The 22188-nt window shown below is 41.8% G+C and carries 20 protein-coding genes, 1 tRNA gene and 3 pseudogenes; 13 read left to right on the plus strand and 11 right to left on the minus strand.

Annotation, left to right across the window (positions count from 1 at the left end; all coding sequences use genetic code 11):
• The first annotated feature begins 66 nt into the window (after window positions 1–66).
• Entirely contained in the window at window positions 67–948 is an 882-nt protein-coding gene (locus ACE3JL_RS01460) for an Rpn family recombination-promoting nuclease/putative transposase (protein WP_375329568.1), read from the plus strand.
• Window positions 949–982: 34 nt separating this feature from the next.
• Window positions 983–1234 (plus strand): DUF4351 domain-containing protein, encoded by a 252-nt coding sequence (locus tag ACE3JL_RS01465; protein WP_375328687.1) that lies wholly within the window; start codon window positions 983–985, stop codon window positions 1232–1234.
• Window positions 1235–1350: 116 nt separating this feature from the next.
• Here ACE3JL_RS01465 and ACE3JL_RS01470 read toward each other — a convergent pair.
• Both ACE3JL_RS01470 and ACE3JL_RS01475 read right to left on the minus strand, forming a co-directional pair.
• Window positions 1351–1432 (minus strand) — tRNA-Leu (locus ACE3JL_RS01470).
• 54 nt (window positions 1433–1486) lie between these two features.
• A complete protein-coding gene (locus ACE3JL_RS01475) occupies window positions 1487–2167 on the minus strand; it encodes a hypothetical protein (RefSeq protein ID WP_271989167.1) in 681 nt (226 codons plus the stop codon).
• 122 nt (window positions 2168–2289) lie between these two features.
• On the opposite strand from ACE3JL_RS01475, the gene ACE3JL_RS01480 reads away from it, so the two are divergent.
• From ACE3JL_RS01480 to ACE3JL_RS01495, 4 genes are all read left to right on the plus strand, one after another.
• Window positions 2290–3345: an ABC transporter ATP-binding protein gene (locus ACE3JL_RS01480; protein WP_375328688.1), complete on the plus strand. Its 1056-nt coding sequence runs from the start codon at window positions 2290–2292 to the stop codon at window positions 3343–3345.
• 178 nt (window positions 3346–3523) lie between these two features.
• Window positions 3524–4063 carry a transposase gene (locus ACE3JL_RS01485; protein ID WP_375328689.1) on the plus strand — a complete coding sequence of 180 codons (540 nt, stop codon included), beginning with the start codon at window positions 3524–3526 and terminating at the stop codon, window positions 4061–4063.
• A 353-nt stretch (window positions 4064–4416) separates the two neighbouring features.
• Window positions 4417–4698, plus strand: coding sequence for a transposase (locus ACE3JL_RS01490; RefSeq protein ID WP_271989460.1), 282 nt, complete (start codon window positions 4417–4419; stop codon window positions 4696–4698).
• A gap of 153 nt (window positions 4699–4851) precedes the next feature.
• On the plus strand, window positions 4852–5718 hold the full coding sequence (locus ACE3JL_RS01495) for a 6-carboxytetrahydropterin synthase (RefSeq protein WP_271989458.1): 867 nt from the start codon (window positions 4852–4854) through the stop codon (window positions 5716–5718).
• A 155-nt stretch (window positions 5719–5873) separates the two neighbouring features.
• Here the strand turns inward: ACE3JL_RS01495 and ACE3JL_RS01500 are convergent, their stop codons facing one another.
• The 4 genes from ACE3JL_RS01500 to ACE3JL_RS01515 form a co-directional block, all read right to left on the minus strand.
• Entirely contained in the window at window positions 5874–6683 is an 810-nt protein-coding gene (locus tag ACE3JL_RS01500) for an SDR family oxidoreductase (protein ID WP_271989456.1), read from the minus strand.
• A gap of 381 nt (window positions 6684–7064) precedes the next feature.
• Window positions 7065–8240, minus strand: a complete 1176-nt coding sequence (locus ACE3JL_RS01505; RefSeq protein ID WP_375328690.1) for an ATP-binding protein — start codon at window positions 8238–8240, stop codon at window positions 7065–7067.
• A 287-nt stretch (window positions 8241–8527) separates the two neighbouring features.
• Entirely contained in the window at window positions 8528–8974 is a 447-nt protein-coding gene (locus ACE3JL_RS01510) for a response regulator (protein ID WP_002758488.1), read from the minus strand.
• Window positions 8919–11219 carry an ATP-binding protein gene (locus ACE3JL_RS01515; protein ID WP_375328691.1) on the minus strand — a complete coding sequence of 767 codons (2301 nt, stop codon included), beginning with the start codon at window positions 11217–11219 and terminating at the stop codon, window positions 8919–8921. Before ACE3JL_RS01515 ends, ACE3JL_RS01510 begins: the two co-directional genes overlap by 56 nt.
• Before the next feature lie 802 nt (window positions 11220–12021).
• Between ACE3JL_RS01515 and ACE3JL_RS01520 the strand changes: the two genes are divergently transcribed.
• The gene (locus ACE3JL_RS01520) at window positions 12022–12210 is read left to right on the plus strand and encodes a hypothetical protein (RefSeq protein ID WP_375328692.1); all 189 of its coding nucleotides are present in this window, start codon (window positions 12022–12024) and stop codon (window positions 12208–12210) included.
• On the opposite strand, the pseudogene ACE3JL_RS01525 reads toward ACE3JL_RS01520, so the two are convergent.
• Window positions 12187–13504 (minus strand): annotated as a pseudogene (locus tag ACE3JL_RS01525) (ISL3 family transposase). The gene ACE3JL_RS01520 and the pseudogene ACE3JL_RS01525 sit on opposite strands and share 24 nt — an antisense overlap.
• 174 nt (window positions 13505–13678) lie before the next feature.
• Here ACE3JL_RS01525 and ACE3JL_RS01530 point away from each other — a divergent pair.
• Window positions 13679–14482 (plus strand): annotated as a pseudogene (locus ACE3JL_RS01530) (transposase); the annotation flags it as partial.
• 73 nt (window positions 14483–14555) lie between these two features.
• Here ACE3JL_RS01530 and ACE3JL_RS01535 read toward each other — a convergent pair.
• From ACE3JL_RS01535 to ACE3JL_RS01550, 4 genes and pseudogenes are all read right to left on the minus strand, one after another.
• A pseudogene (locus tag ACE3JL_RS01535) lies at window positions 14556–14645 on the minus strand (hypothetical protein); the annotation flags it as partial.
• Window positions 14646–14734: 89 nt separating this feature from the next.
• Complete coding sequence (locus ACE3JL_RS01540) at window positions 14735–16282, minus strand: glycosyltransferase family 39 protein (RefSeq protein ID WP_271990214.1); 1548 nt, start codon at window positions 16280–16282, stop codon at window positions 14735–14737.
• Window positions 16283–16404: 122 nt separating this feature from the next.
• A complete protein-coding gene (locus ACE3JL_RS01545) occupies window positions 16405–16704 on the minus strand; it encodes a hypothetical protein (protein WP_375328693.1) in 300 nt (99 codons plus the stop codon).
• 75 nt (window positions 16705–16779) lie between these two features.
• On the minus strand, window positions 16780–19245 hold the full coding sequence (locus tag ACE3JL_RS01550) for an ATP-dependent Clp protease ATP-binding subunit (protein ID WP_004160623.1): 2466 nt from the start codon (window positions 19243–19245) through the stop codon (window positions 16780–16782).
• Between the two features lie 474 nt (window positions 19246–19719).
• On the opposite strand from ACE3JL_RS01550, the gene ACE3JL_RS01555 reads away from it, so the two are divergent.
• From ACE3JL_RS01555 to ACE3JL_RS01575, 5 genes are all read left to right on the plus strand, one after another.
• On the plus strand, window positions 19720–20136 hold the full coding sequence (locus ACE3JL_RS01555) for a hypothetical protein (protein ID WP_271990218.1): 417 nt from the start codon (window positions 19720–19722) through the stop codon (window positions 20134–20136).
• A 67-nt stretch (window positions 20137–20203) separates the two neighbouring features.
• Window positions 20204–20749 (plus strand): hypothetical protein, encoded by a 546-nt coding sequence (locus ACE3JL_RS01560; protein WP_271990221.1) that lies wholly within the window; start codon window positions 20204–20206, stop codon window positions 20747–20749.
• A gap of 229 nt (window positions 20750–20978) precedes the next feature.
• Window positions 20979–21254 (plus strand): hypothetical protein, encoded by a 276-nt coding sequence (locus tag ACE3JL_RS01565; protein ID WP_149107377.1) that lies wholly within the window; start codon window positions 20979–20981, stop codon window positions 21252–21254.
• Window positions 21251–21619, plus strand: a complete 369-nt coding sequence (locus ACE3JL_RS01570) for a hypothetical protein (protein WP_002765010.1) — start codon at window positions 21251–21253, stop codon at window positions 21617–21619. Before ACE3JL_RS01565 ends, ACE3JL_RS01570 begins: the two co-directional genes overlap by 4 nt.
• A gap of 124 nt (window positions 21620–21743) precedes the next feature.
• On the plus strand, window positions 21744–21923 hold the full coding sequence (locus tag ACE3JL_RS01575; protein ID WP_271990302.1) for a DUF29 family protein: 180 nt from the start codon (window positions 21744–21746) through the stop codon (window positions 21921–21923).
• Window positions 21924–22188 lie beyond the last annotated feature (265 nt).

A 22188-nucleotide genomic window follows, 5' to 3' on the forward strand; every position in this document is an offset into this window, starting at 1 on the left:
ACTGGTTTCCTCTCTCTTTTTTTGGGGGTTTCATGGGAAGATCGCTATGGTGCAATCCCGATCATCATGAAACGAGACTCGATATTTTACCGGCTTTTTCAACAATCCCCCTCCCTTCTCTTCGATTTACTGGAAAACCCACCTGCTAATGCCACCGAATACCGCTTTGACTCCGTAGCCGTCAAAGAACCCAAATTTGAGATCGATGGCGTATTCCTGCCACCCGATAATGATAGTAGCGGGGTGATCTATTTTTGCGAAGTGCAATTTCAAAAAGACGAACGACTCTATGAACGGGTGTTTGGCGAATCATTTTTGTATTTTTATCGTCAGCGAGAACGATTTACCGATTGGCAAATTGTTGTCATCTATCCCACCCGCAGCCTAGAACAAAGTAACACCCATCCCTACCGGGCGCTGCTCAATTGTGAGCAAGTGCATCGAATTTATCTGAAAGAATTAGGGGAAATTCAGCAGTTACCCCTAGGAGTTGCCTTAATGGTACTCACTACTGTGGAAGAAACCCAAGCACCAGAAAAAGCTCGCTATTTACTGGCACGAACTCAACAGCAAATTGCAGATCCAGAAGCAGGTCGCGCCATAATAGAAATGATTGCCACAATTATGGTCTATAAATTTACTAACTTGAGTCGGCAGGAGGTGGAAGCGATGCTAGGGCTACAATTGGCAGATACAAGGGTATATCGTGAAGCCAAGGAAGAAGGACGACTGGAAGGACAACTGGAAGGACGACTGGAAGGACGACTGGAAGGAGAATCTGCCCTGATTTTGCGTCTGTTGCAACGTCGTTTTGGTGCGGTGGATGAGGTGTTAGCTGCCCGGATTCAGGTTCTAGAAATCGAGCAATTAGAGTCCTTGGCTGAGGCTTTGTTGGATTTTACGGCATTAAACGACCTAGTGCTTTGGCTAAATCGCTATGGTGTATAAATTTACTAACTTGAGTCGGCAGGAGGTTGATGCAATGCTAGGACTACAATTGGCAGATACAAGGGTATATCGTGAAGCCAAGGAAGAAGGACGACTGGAAGGAGAATCTGCCCTGATTTTGCGTCTGTTGCAACGTCGCTTTGGTGCGGTGGATGAGGTGTTAGCTGCCCGGATTCAGGCTCTAGAAATCGAGCAATTAGAGTCCTTGGCTGAGGCTTTGTTGGATTTTACGGCATTAAACGACCTAGTGCTTTGGCTAAATCGCCCCTTGCAACCGCTTAACTAAACCTAGTCAAACCTAAGCCACCTAAAAGGGTGAGTTGGGAAATTTTGATTGCCAAATATCGATCCTTGCCGATGGGTGACAAGGGCAGTCCTCATCGGAGGGCAGATAAAAGTTTATGCGGATGGCGAGACTCGAACTCGCAAGGCGTAAGCCACACGCCCCTCAAACGTGCGTGTCTACCAGTTCCACCACATCCGCTTGATTTTAGCTTAACCACTATAGCACAGAAAAAAAATAATCTGCAAGCAACTTTTAAAAATTACTGCCGCACAACTTTCGCGCCACCTGAGTTAGTACGGATAAACCTTTTAGGGAACCTTGAATCAAATGGAAGGCTGGGACAGGACGGATTAACATTTGTCGAGCTAGGAGCAATGGTAGCAGCTGACCTTGATTATCAATTGCCGGGGCTAAATCGGGTAAATCCTGTGTCACCTCGTCGCTAATCACGCGCACAATTGCCACTTTTTGCCCCCGTAAAGCCGCTAAAATCCTTGCTCCTTCCATATCTACCACTTCATAGCCCCCCTGTCCTAAACGTCGTTTTTCCTCGGATTGGCTAATCAGGCGATCGCTGGTTAAACCTTTAACAAGACTATATCCGGTTAATTGGGCGATTTTTGCGGTTATTTCTGGTTCGCACTGCCAATAATTCCCCGTTTCCGCGCCACAACCTTGATAGATTACCCCATCTCCGACCCGATAGCGATCGCTAAGACTGCCCGCTAATCCCATAAGCACAATTTTTCCCGTGAGCTTATTAAGAAACTCTAGAGATTGCCTAGAGACTGGGGAACTGTCGAGGAATTCTGGAGCACCAAGGTTAATCGGGATAATTTGCGGGGCTAAATCGCCGATTTTTCTTAATCCTCGACGGATTGAGCTATGCTCGGCCCCCCGGGGAACGAGAATAATATCTTCAGGTGTGAGCATGAAATTTTTGAGAAAGTTTCCTAATTAGTCCATTGAGATGTTATAAATAATAGTAGTGAACTAATTAGGAAAATTCTTAAGTAAATAGCCCCGCCACTGACTGGGCGATTGTCTTTCTCACCATGAAAAAGTCTGTCATTCTGCGTTTATCCGAGGTTAACAAACGTTTTCCCGCTTCTCCTACTCTAGCTGTCGATAATATCAGTTTTAGTTTAACAGAGGGCGAAATTCTCGGATTATTGGGACCGTCGGGCTGCGGTAAAACCACTCTACTGCGGATGGTTGCGGGATTTGAAAAACCATCTCAAGGAGTGATTGAATTGGGAGGGCGAATAGTTGCCGACGAAAAAACCTCTATTCCCCCGGAAAAACGCAATACGGGCATGGTTTTTCAGGATTACGCTCTTTTTCCCCATTTAACTATCGCTGACAATATCTCCTTCGGGTTAAAAAATTCTGGGGAGAAATTATCGAGCAGAGCTATTAACGCTAGGGTGGCAGAAACTTTGGATTTAGTGGGATTGCAAGGACTAGAAAAACGTTATCCTCATCAGCTATCGGGAGGACAACAGCAAAGAGTCGCCCTCGCTCGTGCTTTAGCCCCAAAACCCTCTTTAATCCTCTTAGATGAACCTTTAAGTAATCTCGATGTGCAGGTAAGGCAACGCTTACGGCACGAGATCCGTCATATCCTGAAAGCGACTGGTATCTCGGCTATTTTTGTCACCCACGACCGGGAAGAAGCAATGGTGATCAGTGACACAATTGCGGTCATTTGTCAAGGAAAATTAGAACAAATTAACAATCCCGAAGAAATTTATAGTCATCCGGCCTCGCGATTTGTGGCTGAGTTTGTCACCCAAGCTAACTTTCTCCCTGCTAGACGGAAGGGGGAACAATGGCAAACCGAGATAGGACTCTGGACAATTCCTGATGGTCAAGATTTGGACAAAGGGGAATTGATGCTGAGAGAGGAAGATGTCAAAATTAAACCGGATGAGAGGGGAGATGTGGTTATTTGCGATCGCCAATTTTTAGGACGGGAATACCGTTATTGTCTGCTAACAGCCACCGGCAGCCAAATCCACGCTAGAACAACGATTAACACCCAATTGGACATCGGTACAAGGGTAAAACTATCGATTATTCCCGATAGCGTCCGTGTATTTGCCGATTGATTTTTTTCTCCCCTTTGCCCAAATTTACCTCTGTCAAGTTCGATGAATTTGTTGTTGAGGAAAACGAGGAATACCCAACTTTTGAGGAACTCCAATTCTCCCCAATCGTAATACCAATTCTCCAAAATCTGACTACAGATAGGGTAGAATATCATATTGGCAGAGTTAAAGGAAAAATATGGCAGGAGTTTATAAGATAGAAATATCTGAAAGTGAAGCAGAAATAAAGGAACTGCTTAGACAAGAAAAAACTGGTTTAGGAAAAGAAAGAATACAAGCATTATACTTATTAAAGACAAAAAAGGCAAAAACGGTGACAGAAGCCGCCGAAATGCTAGGGAGAAACAGAGTCACCGTACAAGATTGGTTAGGCAAATATCGTCAAGGAGGACTAGAAAAATTATTGTCTAAAAAAGTCAGTACAGGAAGAGCAAGAAAAGTTCCTCAGTGGGCAGAAAAAGCCTTAGAAAAAAGATTAAAAGAAAAGGAAGGATTTGATAGTTATGGACAGATTTGTGAATGGTTAGAGGAAAAATTAGGGATAGAATCCAAGTACAAAACTGTACACAAGTTAGTATATTATCGGCTAAAAGCATCTCCAAAAGTAGCTAGAGCAAAAAGCCTAGAACAATCAGAAGAAAGGTTAGAAGATTTTAAGAAAAAAACTCTTATAAAGTTTGGTGGTGCTGAGTTAGGTAGCGATAACAATAATAGGTAATATAGAGAAAATTCGCTTTTTATGTGAAGATGAAACTCGTCTGGAAATAAAAATAATTAGCGGGAGAAAAATAACAGTAAAAGGGGTAAAGCCTTACGGGAAAGTGCAGGATCAATTTCAAGCAACGTATATATATGGGGTGGTAGAGCCAAAGATAGGAGAGCATTTATTTTATAAATTCGCTCATTTAAACAGTCAATGTTTTCAAATATTTTTAGAATTAGTTTCTGAATACTTTTTCGATAAGTACCTAAGCAAAATTAATTACACATATCTAACCCCCTCTTGCCTTTTGCCTCTTGCCTTTTGCCTATCTTTACTAGGAAATTAATTTTGCACGACTACTTAGTATTTTGATAATACAGTTAGATAATGGCAGGTTTCATAGGGCAAAAAAACTGAAAATACCTGATAACATTATTCTCACGTTTCAGCCACCAAATTGCCCAGAATCTAATCCCATTGAACAGATTTGGCAATATCTAAAAAAAGGATTGAGATGGAAACTACCTAGAGACTTAGAGGCATTACGTTTGTTAATTGGTCAACGACTCGAAGAAATGAACAAAGAGGTAATTGCTTCAATTGTTGGACGAGGTTATGTCCTGGAGGCTCTATCTGTAGTTAGCATTTAGAGAATTGGTATTATTAGAAGCTCACAGCGATCGCACCATGCTGGAATTGAGGGATAACTTTCCCCGGTCTGCAAGCAGGAGGAGACAAAACTGGTTTATGCTAGAAAGAGTTACCTTAACGTAACTTTACAAAGTCATCGATCGCCCACATTTATGGATTGCATCATCAATCGTCGAGCGCGGTTTTCAGCCAGCCATCGCTATTATCTGCCAGAATGGGACGAAGCCGAAAATCAAAAACGTTTTGGTCTTGGTAGCCGTTTTCCCGGTCATGGTCACAATTACGAATTATACGTCTCCCTATGCAAAGAACTCAATCCCTATGGCATGGTGGAAAATCTCTCCACCGTGAAACAGGTAATTAAACGAGAGATAACAAGTCAATTAGACTATTCCTATCTCAATCAAGTCTGGCCGGAATTTCAGCAAACTCTACCAACCACAGAAAATATCGCCAGAGTTATCTGGCAAAGATTAGCACCCTATTTACCATTGGTCAAAATTCAACTATTTGAACACCCCGAATTGTGGGCAGAATATCAAGGAAAAGATATGGAAGCAACTTTAACTATCAAAACCCATTTTAGTGCCGCTCATCGTTTGGCTTTACCGCAATTAACCCTCGAACAAAACTCGGAAATCTACGGCAAATGCGCCAGGGTAAACGGTCATGGTCATAATTATCACCTAGAAGTATCCGTGGCGGGAGAAATCGATCCCCGCACTGGTATGATTGTGGATCTAGGGGATTTACAAAAAGCGATCGATGAATTGGTAGTAGAACCCTTCGATCATGCTTTTTTAAATAAGGATATTCCCTATTTTGCCGAAGTGGTTCCCACCGCCGAAAATATTGCCCTACATATCGCTCAACTATTAGAGGAACGGATCCGCCAATTGGGGGCCCAATTAGATAAAGTTAAACTGATTGAAAGTCCCAATAATTCTGCGGAAATCCACTGTCGTGGTTCGGTTCAAGCTCCCCGACAACTTCTAGAAAAAACCCTGACAGCTGTTTAATTGCCTGTTGCTTAAGGTGATTAGGGTGAGCCATGCTCACCCTAATGGATTTAATTATAGCGTTTCTGATTCACAAGAGGTACATTCACGATTGTGAACAGCTTAATCAGCAAAGGTTTAAGTGTGCCGCACAGATGCGAGAACCGCTATAAACCCTAGTTAAACACTTCTCGCCATCCTCGCTTTCCTTTACCTTGGCGTAAGGGAGAAGCTAAATCGACAATTTTCTCGAGCAGTTTCGGGGCCAATTTTTGACACCAAAGAGCTAGATGACTTTGCCAACCGACGACAATTTCCGTTTTTTGCCTATTTAACCCAGTAATTAGGGTTTGGGCGACTTCTTCGGCACTCATTGGCTTTAACCATCGAAATAACTGCAATTCTCGCACCATATCCGTATCGGTTAAAGAGGGTAAGAGGGTGACAACTTTGATGTTATGTTCCCGTAATTCCGACCTGAGAGCCTGACTAAAACCCAAAATGGCAAATTTCGTGGCCGAGTAGGTAGCGAAGCTAGGAGCGGCAATTTTACCCATCATGCTGGAAACATTGACGATGGTTCCCTGTCCCCTAATTGCCATCCGGCGGGCAATTAAGCGAGTAACTGTGTACATGGCCATCAGATTTAAAGATATTTCTGCTTGCACTTGCGAAAATTGTGATCGCAGAAAGGGGGTTTGATGGGCAATACCGGCACAGTTAACAAGGATATCAATGCCACTGCATTCTTGCCAAACTCGGATAATTGAAGGACTAACAAGGTCATTTTCGGTTAAATCTAGGGCTAAAGGTGTGGCAATAACCCCTAGAGACTCAATTTCTTTGGCTAGTTTGTCTAATCGCTCTTGATCTCTGGCAAGAATCACAATTCTGCTTAAACCTTGTCGGGCTAATTCTAAGGCGATCGCTCGTCCGATACCCCGGGATGCCCCCGTGACTAGGGCTGTTTTTCCCTGTAATTTCATGATCAAACTCCTGTTTTAAGCAACAGTACGGGAATTTATTGGTTTTGCTTCTGAAATCTTTGATTTGTGCATCCATGCCCTACATAAGTAGCGAAGCAATCGAGGGATAGATGGATAGGTTAGGGTGCATGGGGTTTTTCCTCCTTCAAAGCGCACTCTTGAACCCACGGTAACAGTTGTCTTTACAAACAGCAATCTTTTTTAACACTTTTCCACAAAATCACTCGATCGGATGAACGCTCAGGGTGATCCTCAATCCTATGGAAGGGGAGAGGGGAGAGGGGAGAGGTAGGGTTGATTCATGAATCAACCCTACTATGAATCAACCCTAGGGCAGAGGGGCAGCGGGAAAAAAATTGTGGTGCCACCCTATTGTTCATCTCAATTTAGGTGTTCAATGTCGGTAATAATCGGTAGAATCACCGTCATCTTTGTGCCTTTTCCTTCCTCACTTTCCAAGTGAATTTCTCCTTTGTGCGCTTCCACACAGCGTCCGACAATGGCTAATCCTAATCCCGTTCCTTGAATATTATCGACATTGCTACCGCGATAAAAAGGTTTAAATAAATTTTCTTTATCTTTGCTGGGAATACCAATCCCTCGATCGACAATTTTAAAGACTACCTGCTCGGATTCGACAATAATCTTAAATTCTATGGGGTTTCCCTGTGGTGAATATTTGAGAGCATTTCCTAGTAAATTTGTCAAGATATGTTTAATTAAATTTATATCCCAAAGTCCTCTTTCTAAGCTGCCCTCAATTTGGAAAATAATTGCTGATTGGTTTTCTGGCTTAACAATAAAAGATTCTACCAATTTCTGACAATAATCCAGCAAATCCACCGGATCAAATTGACAGTATAATCTCCCGGAATCGGCCCTACCAATTAATAACACTTCTGTGAGCAATTGATCCATGTCTTTAATGGCCGATCGAATCATGCGAAAATAGCTAACTTGCTGATCTTTTGTCAACCGATCGCGACTTTCTTCTAATAATCCAGCCGAGAGTAAAATTTTATTTAAAGGATTGCGAAAATCGTGGGATAACATGGAAACAAATTCAGTTTTTAACTGATTTAATTCCTGAGCTTTTTCCAGTTGATTAGTGCGTTCAATCACGCTCATTTTTAAAGCTTCGTTCGATTCTCGTAAAGCTTCCTCCATCTGTTTTCGCTCGATCGCATAACATAGAGATCGAGTTAAAATTTCTAAACTTACTTCTCTTTTAATTAAATAATCCTGCGCTCCCTGACGTAGTGCTGCCAAAGCTAAATTATCATCATTAGTATTAGTTAAAACCACGATCGGTAATTTCGGAGCCGTAATTAAAAGGGGAGCTAAGGATTCCAAACCCTGACTATCTGGTAAAGTTAGATCTAATAAAATTACATCAAAATTTGTTTGTTGTAACAGAGAAATAGCCTCGGATAATCTTGACACATTAACCAGATGAAAGTCTTTTTTTTCATTACCCTTAAGAATTTCCTTTAATAATCGAGCTTCGGCTAAATTATCCTCGATTAAAAGAACTTTTATATCCTGCGAGAGTCCCATTTTTTAATCAAGAGTTAAAGAGATTTGGGAGGTTAGGAAGTGGGGTGTGGGGTGTGGGGAGGGGGGTGTAGGGTGTAGGGTGTGGGGAGGGGGAATTATGAATTATGAATTATGAATTATGAATTATGAAGTGGGGTGTGGGGTGTGGGGAGAATAAATAGAAATAATCTCCTGACTCCTGACTCCTGAATCCTATCTCCTGATCACTGATCCCTGACTCCTATCTCCTATCTCCTGACTCCTGACTCCTGATAACTGATAACTGATAACTGATAACTGATCATGATTCACTCCCCGGGTAAAGTAGCGGTTTCTAACCAAAAAGCCTCGATATTTTTGACAATTTTGAACAAATCGTTGAGATTGCGTGACTTGGTTATATAACAATTAACGTGCAGTTCATAGCTATAAAAAATATCCTCCTCGTTGCGAGAAGTGGTTAAAACCACCACAGGAATTCTTTTTAAACTGGGATCGTTTTTTATTTCCGCTAATACCTCCCGTCCGTCTTTTCTTGGTAAATTCAGATCGAGAAGAATCAGATTAGGACGGGGAGAATCGAGATACTCCCCTTCTCGACGCAGATAATCCATGGCGTTGACACCATCCCTAACGATAACTAATTCGTGCGGGACGGTGCTAGTTTTTAATGCCTCTTGGATGAGGCGAATATCAGCTTTACTGTCCTCCACTAATAAGATAATTTTGTGTGGCACGTCCTCGCCAGCGCTCACGCTCGTTACCTCCTAGGGGAATTGTAAAATAGAAAACCGCTCCTTTGCCTAATTGGGATTCTACCCAAATTCGTCCGCGATGACACTCGATAATTTTCTTACAAATCGCCAAACCCATACCTGTGCCGGGGTACTCGTCGCGGGTGTGCAGTCGTTGGAAAATCACGAAAATGCGTTCGGAAAATCGGGGATCGATACCAATTCCATTATCGGTGACAGAGAACAGCCATTCCTCCTCTTGACGTTGGGCAGCAATATGAATAGTGGGAGTCGCTTTTCCTCGGAATTTAATGGCATTACCGATGAGATTTTGGAACAATTGCATTAACTGGGTTTTATCTGCCATGACAATTGGCAAAGGATCAAAAGTGATCATAGCTTGACTTTCCTGAATTCTCCCTTTCAGGTTAGCGAGAGCTTTTTCCAGTGCCAGATTAGCATCGATGGTATTAAACTCTGCCGCCTGCATATCCACTTTTGAGTAAGCCAGCACATCATCTATTAATGTTTGCATCAAGCTGACACCTTCGACGGCAAAAGTAATAAATTCTTTAGCATCTTCGTCCAGTTCTTCGGTGTAGCGCATTTCTAGCAACTGCACATAGTTGGCGACTTGATTGAGGGGTTCCTGTAAATCGTGGGAAGCGACGTAGGCGAATTTTTTTAATTCGGCGTTCGATAGTTCCAAATCCCGCGCTAAACGGGCCAATTCATCGGCTTGTTTTAAGATGATATTGACGATCGCTTTTCGTAATTCTAGTGCGGCGTTAATTTCTACTGCTTTCCACGGTAAAGATTTGAGGCGAACGGTTTCTTTCCAGAGGGAGAAAGATTTGCGCGGACAGAGACGAATATTACCATCTATGGCAGTGGTTTCGATCGCTTTACCCGGATCACCACCCCAGTTCACGGTTTGAATTACTTCTGGACGAAACCAGAGGAGATAATTACGTTTAGAAATAGGAATTGCTAGTAAACCACTGGCAATGTCTTTAAACTTACCCCCATCGGTATAAATTCGCGGTAAGGAATTGGTATAGTAAACATCTTCATGGACGTTTTTTTCTAGCCAAGTAATCAGATAATTTAGTTCTTCTTCGCTCGGTGTTACTCCAATTAAGGTATAATTGCCGCCTAAACAAATAGCGGCTCCTGTGGCTTTAGTTAGATCGAGTAGATTCGGTTTATGGGCAATTAATCCATCAATAAAGTTATTAGCTTCCGCCATATAATCGATTAATTGCGATTGCACAAAGTTTAATTTTACTCGATAGTCATAATCCTCGGTTTCTTCCCGTGCCGATATTTCCGAAAAAATCACTCTTCCTAAGAACTCACAAGCTTTACGGAGTTCGTATGGTACATATTTAGGGGTACGGTGATGACAGGCAATAATGCCCCAGAGACGTTTATTTTCAATCAGAGAAATGGTTAGAGATGCTCCCACTCCCATGTTATGCAGGTATTCTAAATGACAGGGAGAAGCACTTCTAAGACTGGACAGGGTTAAATTTAAGGGTTGTTGGGTTTCGGGATGAAGAACAGGCAGTAGATCGACGGGTTCAGAGGTAGCATCGGGAATCTGTCGAATCCAATTAGCACTTAATAAATTTCGTGCTGGGAGAGGGATATCGGAAGCGGGATAACGTAAACCTAGATAGGGTTCTAGTTGCTCTATTTTGTCTTCTGCTATCACATCACCGTTATCTTCTTCGTCGAATTTGTATAACATAACTCGATCGAATCCTGTCATTTTTCGCACTTCTTTAACGATGATATTACAGAAATCTTTCAGGTTACGGGTGGCTTCAAGTTTATCGATCGAAGTTTTGGCTAGGTGATAGAAACTCAGGAAAGGAATGTTTTCATAGGAGATAGCCGGTTCTAACTCTAAAATCAGCATTTGTTCAGCGTTACGGTGGAAAATAGCATCAAAGACGGCGAAATCATCTCCTTTAACCCGCGCCCAGATTTTGGAGGGATTGATAGCATCAAAATCGTTATTTTCTATGGCTGATTTCAGAGGATCGATCTGAAAGGGATCGAAGATTTCTTCTAGGGTTTTACCGATAATTTCTCTTGGAGAAATCCCCAATAAACTGCGGCTATTACTGCTAGTTTGGCTGACTTTTAGCTCCGGTTCGCTGAGAACTAAAAGCACCCCATGCGGTTGAATTCGGTTATAGAGATGGATTGGTTCCCGTTCGATCGAAGTTGGGTTAATTGTCTCGGTTAGAACTTCCATGTGTATTGCCCCCAGAGGATTTTTGCCAAGTTGAAAACTCTTTGTTTATTAAAACTATTTCTTCTCACTTTCAGGTAGCGATTGAGAATAAATTTACTTATCTTAATCCCAGTCCATCAAAAGTAATAAAACTTTAATTAATCAGTTATCTATCGATCGAGCAGTTCTGTTCAGTTCCCTTTATTATAATCGGTTTTTCTCTGAAAATTTATGGTAATTTGTTAAGAATTAAGAGTTAATGTTACAAGGGACAGATAATTCTTCATAAAAATATACAGGGTGTGTTAGCGAAGCGTAACACACCAAAATCTAAGATTTAAATATGATAGCAACCCTTTCTTGTTAATTACCTGGAGGTAAAATATTGAACATTTCTCCAAGCTTATAAACATTGACAGGGAGACTAATTAACGGATTAATCTTTTGTGCTTTTTCAGGAACTATTTTTGTTAAAAATTCCTATAACTTTTGGGATATATTGTTCTTAGTTTCCTTATCTTCACCTTCGACTTGATTAATTCCCACCTCAGCCAGAGTAGCCAAAATTTCCTTGTGAAGACCCTTATAGCCAACGATGTAAAATTTGTTAAGAGCTTCTAGGACTTCATTTAATTTAATCAGGGTAAGCTCATCTAAGTTTGGTATAAATTGTACTTGACAAAGATTTCTGAATAGGGTGACGAAATCGCCATAGCACCTTCCCTTACTGCCAGTACCCAGAATTAGCCGCTGCTTCCTCTGTATGATTTATAATTAGCCTTAGTCTCACTGTTGTTCATGAAAATTAACGAGGAAATAGCTCATGGGTAAAGGTTTTGCTCCCGTTCTTCCCACCGGAAATAAAGCTCAACTAAAACCTGAGCTTCCTTTAACATCAATCAATGAAATTCAAGCTAGTTTATTGACTTATCTTCAAGATATTCCTGACCCGAGAGTGTCCCGGCTCTTCGTTACCCTTTATGCTAAATCAACATACAAGATGCCAAGATAACATACTTCTAACCCAAAAATTCCGAAAGTTTCTAAATCCATAGCCTCTCCGTTTTATTAGTTTAAGTTTATTGTTGATTCCCTCGACCACCCCATTTGTTGTCCTTTGCTCGAAATAACTAATTATTTCTCCAAACCAGTTTCGGATTGTTTGACAACTCTTAGTAAAAACACTGGAGGATTTTGCCAACCATTCCGAGATGGATAGCATTCCCTCTGTCGGATTCTCTGAGGTTTCATAAATCTTTCTAAATTCTTCCTTTAATTCCTGCATCTTTTTCAAATTTGGGAAATTTTCTTTGATAGCTTCTAGTTTAATTTTTTGGGTTTCCGTTAAATCTTTTTCATTTTTTAACAAGCTATATTTACTTCGCTTTAAGTAGTCGTGCAAAATTAATTTCCTAGTAAAGATAGGCAAAAGGCAAGAGGCAAAAGGCAAGAGGGGGTTAGATATGTGTAATTAATTTTGCTTAGGTACTTAAAACTTCTAGCTTCGCTTCTTTTTCCGCTTTCTGTTTTTTATTTTTCTGCGCTTCTACGGCTCTTTTTTCTGCTTTTCTTTGTTCGTCTAACTCTTGATTAATTTGTTTCATTACATGGAATCTATCGGCGACTACCTCGGCCGATGGCATCAATTCTTTCACCAAATTTTTATAGGGCAACCAAAGGTCTATGCTGACTTCTTCAATTTTCTCTAACACCTCTTTTCCCCACCCTGTAAGCGTTTCCCTCAATTCTTCTTGTGTTCGCTTCTCTAGAATAGCTATTAGTTTTCCCGTATCTAAATTTACTAAAACCGCACAGTAATTTTTTTGTCCTTTGACTAGAGCGATTTCATCAATTCCTAGTCTTTTTAATTTCGATAGGTCTGTCTCTGTAATTTCTTCAGCTATGTCCTCTATCATTCTTTGAATCTCTTCTTCCGTTACGTCATTTCTTCGGCTAACATTTAAAATATCTCCTGATTTTAATTGTTCGAGTATATTCTCGGCTAGTCTTTTCGTATAGGTTCGTTTCTTGCCGACAAAATCTAACTCTTCGCTAAAGGGTTTCTGACAATTACCGCACTTAAATTGACGACGATTAACTTGTAGGTACACTGGTTGACCTGAGAGCGGTAAATCTTTGACTAAATGTCGATGATTTTGGTGGAGTTTATCGCTCTCTAACCCACAACGAGGACAGGCTGATTTTTTATTTTTCGATTCGACTGGTCAAACTATACTGATATTTTCTAGGTGTAGATAGCCTTGAATAGAGGTTCCTTCTAGGTTCAAAAATTTGTCAAGTATCATTAAGTAAAATACTCTGGTTTTTGGCTATTATATCAAATCTTAACTCAATTGTCTATCTTTTGGTATTAACCTATTTGTGCCTTAAGTCCTTTTCTGTATGAATTTCAGCTACTTTTGGGCGTAGGCTCTCTCATCGAATTTTATTTTAAGTTAATTATTTGCATAACAATTCCCGAAGAGCCTCCCGACGAAAGATTAATTGCTTGTCGGAATCCCTTCATTGCTGAGAAAAATCAACTACAAAGAGAGGCATTATTAGAGGCAACAGAGAAGGAACTAGATTTGATTGTTCAGGCGACTCAAAGGGAGAAAAGAGCTTTAAAGGGTCAAGATAAGATAGCTTTGAGAGTCGGTAAGGTTCTTAATCAGTTTAAGGTCAATAAATACTATAACTTAGAGATAACAGAAGAAGGCTTTTCTTATCAGCGTCAGCTGGAATTAATCGTTCAAGAAAAGGCTTTGGATGGTGTGTATGTGTTAAGAACTTCTCTGGAGTCAACCTTGATGGATGCAGCGACGACGGTTAAAGCTTATAAAAGTTTGTCTCAAGTGGAGGAGGCATTTCGCTGTTATAAGTCAATTGATTTAAAGGTACGTCCTATCTATCATTATAAGGGTGATAGAGTCAAGGCTCATATCTTTTTATGTATGTTGGCTTATTATGTGGAATGGCATTTAAAACAGTCCTTGGCTCCTTTGTTATTTGAGGATGAAGAAATTGATGATAGTTCTCTGAATGTGATTAAAGCCAATCGCAGTGAATCCGCTCAGTCTAAAGAGAGAAAAAAACGGAATCAAGAGAACTTTCCTGTGCATATTTTTCGGACTTTGTTGGAAGACCTAGGGACAATTTGCTTGAATACAGTGGAATGTAGGATTAGGGAGGGAAGTTATCGTTTTTCTAAGATAACTCGACCGACCCAACTGCAACAAAAAGCGTTAGATTTATTGGAAGTTTCCCTGATTTGTAGCCAGTAACGGGGCGCTGGAAATTTTCTTAATCCCTTCTACAGCAGAGGTTATGGCTTTTTGTCAACGGGGAAGTCCAGTTAAACTTATCAGTAACAGACAAAGTAATATTTTGTTCTGTCAGACGTTTAAACACATCCTTGAGCAGGATTTCGGCGATTTCCTTGACTTCCTAATTGGTCGGACAGAGTCTATCATTCTCCCCAAAAATGGATAATCATCAATCCCCAATTGGCAAGGTATTAAGCCTCCATAACTCTACTACCGAATCACCACGAAAAGTAGAGTGCTGATCAAAGCTGTGATCAAGAGGAGTCCCCAAATTTTCCAGAGCAATCCTTGCGCTTTGTTGGATTTAAGAGGCCAGAAATACACCCTACTGGCGAGATCCGACTTACTGTACTTTCTACTGGCGAGATCAGACTTATTGTACTTTTCGTCAGTTAAGCAATTTTCGGATCGAGAAAGACCAATTAAGCAACTAACACTGTCGATACGTTCACCTAAACGAAACCTCAAAAAACTTTTTGGTTCTGCAAAGATGACCACACCACTATTTACACTAGGGTCAAAGACAAGAGAAGCAAATTGAACCAAAATGGCAAGAACAACCAAGCTGCTAATTAACCATCGTTTGAGCCGATTAACTGATAACATCTCTAAGATTAGCAAAGCTATTAAGGGGAGAAGCAGTAGCTGAACTGAGGTAACGTGATAACGAGCAGCCCAAGAACCATCTCCATGCCAGAAATCCAGTTTGCTGGTTAAGATAATATGAAAGACAAGTGCGAAAATTGAGGAAATAAAATATATTCGTATATAAGGTGTTAATTTGTTAAATAAAATAATCCCCAATACTAAACATGGTAAAAGAAAGGGGTCGTAAATAAATATACTTTTAGCTGGTGAGAAGAGAACGCCGAAAATACCAACGTAGGGAGGGTGTATGAAAGGATAATTAGGTGGCAATTCTGGCAACCCTGAAAAGATTGCTCCATTGCGTATTTGCTCAATGCTTAAGGATGCTGCCGTTGTCCAAAAATCCCCAAAGCGTAAGTAATTAAATAATCTACTGACAAAAAAGAAGGGAAATAAGCCGAAGTTCCAGAGTATGGCTGTCTTAAAGATTTGATTCAGCTTGAAATTTTTATAAATTAGACAGCTAATTAGAAACCCAAAAACTGTTAGAGCATAAATGATAGTTGTCGAGCGAATGATAATAGCTGCTCCGATTGCCAATCCACTCAAAAAAACATAAGGTACTTTGTTAGTTTTAATATAAGCTAAAGCACAAGCATAACCTAAAATCACACAAAGTAGGACTGGATTATTTTGTTGAAAAGTTTGTGCATACTGGAGAACGGTAGTACCTAGCAACCAAATCAAGCTGGCAGATGCCGCAATTTTCTCCTGAAAATCAAATAGTCTAAGTAACCAATAACAGGAGATAACAACTAATACATTTAGAGGGATAACTACAAGAAAACTAACCGCAAATTCTCTTAATAAATAAGGCTTAATACCGGGAAAAACTTTAGAGAGTTGAGTGCCAATCCAATCTGCGGGCAACATTAATAAGGATTGTCCTATATCATAAGCTTCATATCGTTTTCCATCTACTCCTAAAACACCAACAGGGTCTAATCGAGAGGAAGGACGATAATTTGGGGGTAAAGAAACCTCCTCAGTTCCTGTCCACAGGGCATGGGCCATTTTTAGTCTAACATCGGTATCTGGAGGTAAGTTGGCAGGATTGATTATTGTTATCCAGAGTAGGGCAATAAGAGCTACTTTTGTGACTGTTTTCATGACGATCTATTTTTAGAACCTGTTTGAAGAGTTATAGGGCGTTGCTGATTTTAAGTATCAATTGTCCTCTCGGCAATTTTTAAAACCTAGCACTAAGGTAACTTGTGGATAGGAGACACAATTTAGTATTCATGTCTTGATTCAGCGACACCGCTTTGTACTATCTTCTGCTCTGCCGATTCTAGTCTGGCAATTGCGGTTTCTGCCGTTAAAATGTCAGGAATATCACTTAAACTGGCAGTTTGATCAACCGGTTCATTTCTAGCAAATAAATTGCTCATATCTTGAGAATAATTAGAAGCGATCGATAATAAAGCTCCAGCAAAAATATAGAGAGGTAAAGGCAAAATAAACCCCTTAGCCCATTGATACAATTCCACCAACAAAAATAACAAAACACAGCCCACAACCCAGACTTTCATCGCACTTTTTCCCTATCTTTACGAGAAAAGGTGAGCAAAAAGCCCACCCTTTATTTAACTAATTCCAGTGAGAAGTTATTCAATCACGGGAGCGATTAACTCGCGTCTTTCACCGGAAATAACTTTCACCTTACCTTCCTCATCGATATCGACCATGGCCGTATCTCCATCAGAAACCCGTCCGGAGAGAATTTCCTCAGCCAGAACATCTTCCAACAGACGCATAATCGCACGACGTAAGGGACGAGCGCCGTAGGCCGGATTATAACCTTCCTCGATCAAGCGTTCTTTAAACTTATCCGTAACAGACAAAGTAATATTTTGTTCTGTCAGACGTTTAAACACATCCTTGAGCAGGATTTCGGCGATTTCCTTGACCTCTTCCTTATTCAGTTGACGGAAGACAATAATCTCATCGAGACGGTTGAGGAATTCCGGACGGAAATATTGTTTTAATTCCTCATTAACCAGCGATCGAATGCGATTATACTGGGCTTCAGCTTGATTATCGGCAAACTCGAAACCTAAGCCACCGCCACCCTTCTCAATCACTTTAGAACCGATGTTCGAGGTCATGATCAACAGGGTATTTTTAAAGTCCACCGTGCGACCTTTGGCATCAGTCAAACGTCCATCTTCAAGGATTTGCAGAAGCATATTGAAGACATCGGGGTGAGCTTTTTCGATTTCGTCGAATAGCACCACAGTGTAGGGACGACGACGCACCGCTTCCGTTAATTGTCCCCCTTCGTTGTAACCAACGTAACCCGGAGGCGAACCGATTAACTTAGAAACCGTGTGCCGTTCCATGTATTCCGACATATCGAGACGGATCATCGCATCTTCGGAACCAAAGAAATAAGCGGCCAGAGCTTTAGTTAACTCGGTTTTACCTACCCCCGTTGGACCGGAGAAGATAAAGGAAGCAATGGGACGGTTGGGATTTTTCAGACCGACGCGAGCGCGACGAATGGCACGAGACACCGCTTTTACTGCGTCCTCTTGACCGATGAGACGCTGATGTAGGGTATCTTCCATGTGCAGCAGTTTCTCGGATTCGGTTTCGGTCAGTTTATTAACGGGAACCCCAGTCCAAGAAGCGACGATGTGAGCGATTTCCTCCGCATCCACAAAGGGTTCGTCGTTGCCATCTTCGCCTTTTTTGGTAGATGCGAGATTCCGGATCTGGGTTTTGATTTCCATTTCCCGATCGCGCAATTCTCCGGCTTTCTCGAAGTCTTGACCGCGCACCGCGTCATCTTTTTGTTTGAGAATTTGCCGCAGTTCTTTGTCTAATTCCTTGGCTGCCGGTGGCAATTGGGAATTAATCAAGCGCACTCTCGAACCAGCTTCATCGATTAAATCGATCGCCTTGTCCGGTAAGAAGCGATCGCTAATGTAGCGATCAGACAATTTCGCCGCCGCTTCTAGCGCTTCGTCTAAGATTTTTAATTTATGGTGCTGTTCGTAGCGTTCCCGGAGACCGTAGAGAATTTCGATCGTTTCTTCTACGGAGGGTTCACCGACCATAACCGGTTGAAAACGTCTTTCTAGAGCCGCATCCCGTTCGATGTGTTTGCGATACTCATCCAAGGTCGTCGCCCCGATACATTGCAGTTCTCCCCGGGCCAAAGCTGGTTTGAGAATATTGGCCGCATCGATCGCTCCTTCGGCTGCCCCAGCACCGATGAGAGTATGAACTTCATCGATCACAAGGATGACGTTACCCGCTTGGCGAATTTCGTCCATGATTTTTTTGAGGCGTTCCTCAAATTCGCCGCGATATTTGGTTCCCGCCACTAACAAGCCGATATCGAGGGTGACAACCCGTTTTTCTTCGAGAATGTCGGGAATATCCTTGTTAGCGATGCGTTGGGCCAATCCTTCTGCGATCGCTGTTTTACCTACCCCCGGTTCCCCGATTAGGACTGGGTTATTTTTGGTACGACGACCGAGAATTTGGATAACGCGCTCGATTTCCTTTTGTCGGCCGACCACGGGATCAAGTTTACCCTCGCTGGCCATTTGGGTGAGATTGGAACCAAATTCGTCAAGAGTGGGGGTTTTAGTGCGACCTTGGGAAGATGAACCGGCGGCCACTTCGGCGGTTTCCCCTAACATTCTGATCACCTGGGTGCGAACTTTCGAGAGATCCACGCCGAGATTTTCCAGAACCCTAGCGGCCACACCTTCCCCTTCGCGAATTAGTCCTAAAAGGAGGTGTTCTGTGCCAATATAGTTATGGCCCAGTTGACGGGCTTCTTCGAGGGAGAGTTCTAAAACTCGTTTGGCTCTGGGGGTGAAGGGAATTTCCACGGCTACGAATCCGGAACCGCGACCGATGATTTTCTCCACCTCCACGCGCGCATCTTTGAGATTGACACCCATGGACTTGAGGACTTTGGCGGCAACTCCCGTTCCCTCTCCAATTAGTCCTAGTAAAATCTGCTCTGTTCCCACGAAGTTATGGCCAAGGCGGCGGGCTTCTTCTTGGGCGAGCATGATTACTTTAATGGCTTTTTCCGTAAATCTTTCAAACATAGCCTATCCATCACCTACACAAGCGACCCTAGATATGCTGATTTTAGCACGCCTTTTTAGTTTAGCCGTCTTTCAGTGATCAGTTATTGGGGAGCCGCCTGGAAACCTGCCGATAAGTGGTTCACCCTTGCATAATCCCCTAGGCTCGTGGTCATCCCCATCTCTCGATCGCTTGACTATTGAGCGGCCATTTTCAGACCAAAACTCGAAGTATAAGCAGATTAAATATTACTACCTATTGACAAATGAGTATTTTATGTCACGGGACGGGTTAATATACAGAAAGTTTCCGTATAATGTGTAGTTAGACTGATACGGTTTTGCGTGATGGTGTTCTGAATTTCGAGAAGGCTTTAATATCTCTTGCTCACCTCTCACAAGCGTGGATGTCATTGTATTCTTGACAGGGATGACCTTCTGGTGTAGGATGTCCTAATCGTCGGTTTATATTCTATATCTTTAAGCAAAAACATTATGAGTCTATCCGGTGCCGCTGAAGCGACTCCCAAGAGTCTCGCCAAGAAAACAGATAGAGTCAAGTACTATATCCATGAACCAGGTAAGTACCAAAGACTCAACCCGAAAAACCAGACTCCGGCTAGATTTGTCATCGGACAAAGATACAAAGTGGGTACCGGGGTAATCCTTCTCAATCAAAATGGCGACGTTCAAAAAGAGATTGTCAACGCTAAGTGGAGCTATAAACGCTTCCTCAGCTACTTGTTGGAGGAGTTTAGCGGAGAAGAACTGTTAGCTTTTCAGTGGGTTCCGCAAAGGGTATCAAATTCTTTCAAACTTTCAAAAATCAATTGTGGTCAACCCTGTGTTTCTAGCGGAGGTTGCGTCAAGCCTGGCTGTATTTGTGATGAAACCAAAGGAGTTTGTATCTAAAAAGTTTTAAGAGACCAAGCGATCTGAATTCTTCCCATGGGTCGTTTTAAAAGTTAGGAGAGACCTTATGACACGTAAGACCAACCCGACTCTAATCTTTATTTCTGTTCCTATCTTTGTCTTCGCTGCTCTTTTGTACTTTGGTCCACCATCAGGAACGGACACTAAAGTATGGGTTCTGTCGTCGCTGGCGGCTGTTTCATCTGTAACTGCGGCTGTCTCATCTCTATGGAATACGCTTTCAAGTAGTCGAAACGCAGCACAACTTGAAGAACTTAAACAACAATTGGCTGTTAAGCTTCCCGCTCTCAAGGAGTCAAAGTCTGCCGCTCTCAAGTACTATAGGGTTCTTGCAAATCTTGAGACTAAAAATTGGGTTGATGAAGACTACAAAAAAGCAGAGGGTCTAATGTCTGATGCCGAATCCAGTGTATACCTGTTGTCGGAGGAATACCAAAATGCTTGGTATGACTACTGGCAGGAAGCTAGAAATATCTGCTTTGAGGTAAAAGATCAAAGTAAGGATATTGCAAAGCAGTACTGGGTTCAAACCGGAGCCAAAAGTCTTGCCAAAAAGCTAGAAAAAATTAACAGTCTAGCTATGCAGTACTAGCTATTGAACATAACCTTGTAACATTGTGATCGCAATCTTGTAGGGTGCGTTCCCTAATGCAAGTCCTACCGATCCAGCGATCGATTTTGGGGAACGCACCATGCACATTGATTGAAGCTGTGAGTCTAAGTGCGATGCAGCCTTTGTGGTCCCAGTTGGGGAATGTTAGCGAAGATTGCCAATGTTTAGGTTAAAATAGAGGGGCAAAAGTTGCAACGGGGTCAGGACAATGACAGTTAATCAACTCCGCTACAGCAAAGAAGAATTCGCCCGACGTGGTAATGAGATTTATCAATCTCAGGTGCGCCACCAAGTCGAGGAAGGCAATCATGGGAAGATTGTAGCCATAGATATCGAAACAGGTGCTTTTGAAGTAGCAAAAGACAGCCTCACAGCTTCCGATCAACTTTTAGCCCGATTGACCGATGCTCAAATTTGGTTCGTAAGAATCGGACATCGAGCAGTTCATCGAGTCGGTTTAATTGGGGCAAATTTGTTTCAATGATTATAGGTAACGTCAATGCTAATCGTGAGGCAATTATTCAGATTGCAGTTCTAGGGGATTATAAAAATATCAAAAGTGTAAAAGCAGTTATTGATACAGGTTACACAGGTGATTTAATGCTATCAAGAGCAATCATCAATGAGTTAGGGCTAACTCTTCGAGGTTTACAAGATGCCATTCTCGGTGATGGCAGTCTCACAATGTTTGAAATGTATGGTGGCTCAGTAATTTGGGATGGACAAATCCGAAGAGCGGAAATTAATGCGTCAGAGACAGAGTTGTTGATTGGTATGGGGTTATTGGAAGAATACAAATTAGAAATTGAAGGAAGAGTGGGCGGTATAGTTAAAATTAGTGCTTTATAATAAATTACCGTCTAACAAATCACTGCACCCGACCTAATGGTAGAGTATCTGTAATTATCCAAGGTTATTGGCGGCGGATGAGTTCAAGCGTTAGCTGGATTTCATCAATGATCGGCGATCGCAAATTGGTCGCAAATTAGAGGATAGTCCCAGTTTAGGCAGTTATCCCGCGCAAATTTTGGATAAGGAATATACCAGAGCGCGTCGAGAAGCCGCCAAACAAACAGGTTTAATCCTCAGCATTTTTCCAGAGTTTTGTCCCTATACTATCGCGCAGGTGATCGAAGATTGGTGGCCCCAGTGATAGCCTTGATTAAAGGTTAAATAATCCTAAATCCGGTTATTAAAGACTGATTATTTATTCTCCCTTTTTGCATGAGTGCATGAGCAGAAAACGGGTTTCTCGGAGAAACCCGTTTTCTGTGCGTTACTCAACCGATTTAGTATTATGTGACAGTTGAGGGTGCGGAATGTGGGATTGATCGCCCATTTTCAGACCAAAACTCGAAGTATAAGTAGATTAAATATTACTACCTATTGACAAATTAGTATATATGTTGTGAGACGGG

The sequence above is a fragment of the Microcystis sp. BLCC-F210 genome, assembly GCF_042134685.1.
Lineage (GTDB): Bacteria > Cyanobacteriota > Cyanobacteriia > Cyanobacteriales > Microcystaceae > Microcystis > Microcystis aeruginosa_D.